Source organism: Acidimicrobiales bacterium, from assembly GCA_036399815.1.
GTDB lineage: Bacteria > Actinomycetota > Acidimicrobiia > Acidimicrobiales > DASWMK01 > DASWMK01.
Genome location: DASWMK010000016.1, coordinates 1 through 3,537, shown reverse-complemented (window position 1 = coordinate 3,537; position 3,537 = coordinate 1). Strand labels below are relative to the sequence as shown.

Annotated in this window: 2 protein-coding genes; one reads left to right on the top strand and one right to left on the bottom strand. The window is 78.3% G+C overall.

Going from position 1 to position 3,537, the window contains the following annotated elements:
* On the top strand, positions 1-2,299 hold a 2,299-nt coding region (locus tag VGB14_00915), incomplete at its 5' end, for a C25 family cysteine peptidase (protein HEX9991464.1).
* Here VGB14_00915 and VGB14_00910 read toward each other — a convergent pair.
* On the bottom strand, positions 2,259-3,537 hold a 1,279-nt coding region (locus tag VGB14_00910; protein HEX9991463.1), incomplete at its 5' end, for a tetratricopeptide repeat protein. The two genes, VGB14_00915 and VGB14_00910, sit on opposite strands and share 41 nt — an antisense overlap.

The window sequence follows — 3,537 nt, the reverse complement described above, 5'->3', positions numbered from 1 at the left end:
GGCTTCCGGCGGCCGGGTCCCGGTCGACCGATCGAGCACGACCGACGCCGTCGAGCGGGTCGACGGCACGGGGGCCGACCTCATCCAGGTGTCCGGCTACCAGGGCGCCACGTCGGACCAGCCCTACGTGCTGCGGGTGCGGGGCTCGGCCGTGGCCCGGCCGGCCGCCTGCGCGACCCTCGGCTGGCCGGCCGGGCCGGCCTCGCCGCCGCTCGACCTCACCGCCCTGCCCGCCGACCTCGACACGCTCGTCCTCACCAACCGCCAGCGGCTGGCCCACGCGTTCGGCGCCGCGCCGGCCGACGCCGCCATCGCCGGCCTGGGCCGCCTCGACGGCGCGTTCGGGACGGTGGCCGCGGTGGTCGACATCGACCGCGACCCGGCCGCCGGCGCCGCCTACCGGGCGTGGCAGGCCGACCCGTGCTCGGTGCGGCTGGCCAACGACGTCGTCGAGGCGGTCACCGCGGTCGTCGACCGCGTGCGCCGGGGCGACCCGGCGGCCGGCATCGCCCCCCACCCCCGCCTCGCCAACGTGGTCATCGCCGGCGGCGACGACGTCGTGCCGATGGCCCGCCTGTGGGACCCGACCAGGCTCGGCAACGAGTCGGCGTACGCCGACGCGTTCGCCGACGGCACCCCCGAGCACGAGGCGCTCGCCACCTCGCACCTGCTGAGCGACGACCCGTACGGCGACGTCGACCCCATCCCGTGGGTGAACCGCGAGCTGTACGTGCCCGAGCTGGCCGTCGGGCGCCTGGTCGAGACGCCCGCTGACCTGGCCGCCGCCGTCGACGCCTACCTGACGACCGGCGGCCGCCTCGACCCGTCGACCGCCTACACCGCCGGCTACGACTTCATGCTCGACGGTGCCAACGCGGCCGGCGACGCCCTCCGCTCGGCGCTCACGACGGCGGGCGGCGGGCTGCCCGCCAACGTCGAGCAGCCCGACTCGGCGTCGTGGACGAGCGAGAGCGTGCTGCACGACCTCGAGGCCGACCGGCCCGGGGTGGCCGCGCTGTACGGCCACTTCGACCACCGCGGCGGCCTGTCCGCGGCCGGCTTCGACGGCGCCGACGAGCCCATCACCGCCGGCTCGCTGGCCGGCGCCCTGCCGGCGGGCGCGGCGCTGGCGTTCACGATGGGCTGCCACACCGGCATGTCGATCCCGGCGGGGAACGGGCACGACGCGGCGACGGCCGACGACCTCGCCGCCGCCGTCGGCGGCGCCGGCAACGTCTGGGTGGCCATCACCGGCTACGGCTACGGCGACCAGGCCACCGTCGGGCTCGACGAGCGGCTGCTGGCCCTGTTCGCCGACCAGCTCGACGGGGCCGTCACCGTCGGCCAGGCGCTGGCCAACGCCAAGCAGGACTACTTCGGCACGTCGGGCCTCTACGGCGTCTACGACGAGAAGGTCCTCGAGACCGCCGTCCTGTACGGCCTCCCGATGTACCGGGTGGGCGACGGGACGGCGCCCCGGCCGGCGGAGGGGCTGGTGCCGGCGGCGCCGCCGTCGTCGACGTCCTTCGCCGTCGCCGGCGTCGTGCTGCAGCCGTCGTTCACGCCCGTCACCGGGCCCGACGGCTCGGTCCACTTCGAGGCCGCGCTCGGCGACGGGCCGGTGCAGCCGGCGGTCGCCGCCGAGGGCCGGCCCCTCCAGCCCCGGGTGGTCACCGAGGTGACCAACCTGGCCGACGCCGGCGTGCCGGCCCACGGCGCGCTGGTCACCGCCCTGCGGACCGGCAGCGAGCACACCGGCCAGGTCGCCCCGGCCGGCGCGCCCGCCCTCGAGTCGACCGCCGACCCGGACCCCGGCTACGGCGACGTCGCCTTCCCGGCCCGCTTCGCCATGGTCACGACCGCCGCGCAGGTGGGCACGGGCACCGACGGGGCGGCCGTCCCGTACGCCCGCCGCCAGCGCCTCGTCGTCGTCCCCGGCCAGTACTGGGCCTCGACCGGGTCGGCGACCGGCACCCAGCGGCTCTTCGACCGGGTCGGGGTCGAGGTGACCTACTCGGCGAGCGACGACTGGGCGCCGCCCCAGGTCGTGGACGTCACCGCCGGCCCCGGCACCGTGCGGGTGGACGTGGCCGGCACCGGCGACGCCGTCCGGGTCGTCGCCATGGTCGACGTCGGCGCCGCCGACTGGGTGGCCGTCGACCTCGCCTCCGGCGACGGCCGCAGCTGGGCGGCGGCCCTGCCCGCCGGGGCCCGGTCGCTGTTCGTGCAGGCCGTCGACGCCGCCGGGAACGTCGGCGTCAGCTCGAACAAGGGGCGGATGTTCCCGGTCGGCTCGTGACCGCGGCGAGCGGTTCCCAGGACCACCGGCCGCCCGGCGCGGGGACGGGGACGAGGGTGACGCCCTCGGCCCGCAGCACCCGCCGGGCGCCGGGCGGCACCGGCGCCCCGTGGGCGGCGGCGCGCACGACGTCGCGCAGGGCGGCCTCCAGCCGCGACCGGACGCCCCGTCCCGTCCCGGCGGCGTCGAGGGCCCGCTCGGCCGCGGCCACGTCGCCCCGGGACACGCACGCCATGGCCACCAGCCGGGCGAGGACCTCGGGCAGGAGCGCCGGCTGCTCCTGCTGGTCGAGGGCGGCCCTGGCCGTCGTGGCGACGACGAGCGCCTCGTCGGCCCGGCCGGCGGCCACCAGGTTCTCGACCCGGCGCACGAGCGTGTCGGCCACGTAGTTGGCGGCGTCGAGCGACCGGAACTCGGCGAGCGCCTCGTCGAGGAGGCGGTCGGCCTCGGCCGTGTCGCCGCCCCGCAGCGCCAGCCGGCTGAACGCGCTCGTGGTCATGGCCACGCCGCTGCCGTAGCCGGTCGCCCTGAACAGGCGCCTGGCCCGCTGGAGGAGCCGGGCGGCGTCCTCGAAGCGGCCCTGGTCGGTCAGCACCTCGGCCCGGTTGTTGGCCACGAGGGCCCCGCCGATGACGTCGCCGGCCCGCTCGTAGGCGGCCTCGCTGCCCTCGTAGAGGCCGAGGGCGTCCACGATCCGGCCCCGGTTGTAGGCCGACACACCTAGGTTCAGCAGCACGTTGCCGAGCCCGACGTTGTCCCCCAGCCGCTCGAAGCGCCGCCTGGCCGCCCGCCCGTGGACGGCGCTGCGGGGGTCGCCGATCTCGCTCAGCACCATCTCGGTCTGGAGGTGGGCCTGGGCGACGAGGCGGTCGTCGCCCGCCGTCGTGGCCGCGGCCAGCGCCGCCTGGCAGGCGGCCAGGGCGGCCCGCTGGCGGGCGAGGAAGTACAGCGTGAGGGCCCGGCCGAGCGACGACTCCGCCTCCAGGGCGGCCCTGGCGCGCGCCCCGAGGCCGGCGCCGGCCAGCGCGGCGTCGGCCCGGTCGTACCAGCGGAGCGACGCCCGGTAGCGGCCGGCCTTCTCGGCCACCCGGCCCTGGCGCACGGACAGGCGGACGACGGCGGGGACGTCGCAGCTGGCCTCGGCGGCGGCCAGCGCCCGCCCGTAGGCGGCCCGGGCCGCCGGCAGCCGGCCCAGCCGCTCCCGCACGTCGCCGAGGGCCTCGAGGACGGCGGCGGTG